The organism is Enterobacter sp. UNJFSC 003, assembly GCF_036903355.1.
Lineage (GTDB): Bacteria > Pseudomonadota > Gammaproteobacteria > Enterobacterales > Enterobacteriaceae > Enterobacter.
Map to the genome: position 1 here is coordinate 1 of NZ_JBAKHK010000347.1, position 237 is coordinate 237.

A 237-nucleotide genomic window follows, 5' to 3' on the forward strand; every position below is an offset into this window, starting at 1 on the left:
CCCTGTTTGTCGCCAGTGGCTTTGAGCACTGTATCGCCAATTTGTTTGTGATTCCGTTCGCCATTGCCATTCGCCATTTCGCCCCTCCCCCCTTCTGGCAACTGGCGCACAGTAGCGCAGACAATTTTCCGGCACTGACGGTAAGCCATTTTATTACCGCCAATCTGCTCCCGGTGATGCTGGGTAATATTATCGGCGGTGCAGTGCTGGTGAGTATGTGTTATCGGGCTATCTATT

The 237-nt window shown here is 52.3% G+C and carries 1 protein-coding gene; it reads left to right on the top strand.

Annotation, left to right across the window (positions count from 1 at the left end; translation table 11 throughout):
• The coding region (locus tag V5P19_RS24480; protein ID WP_334408108.1) for a formate/nitrite transporter family protein at positions 1-237 on the top strand (237 nt) is incomplete at both ends.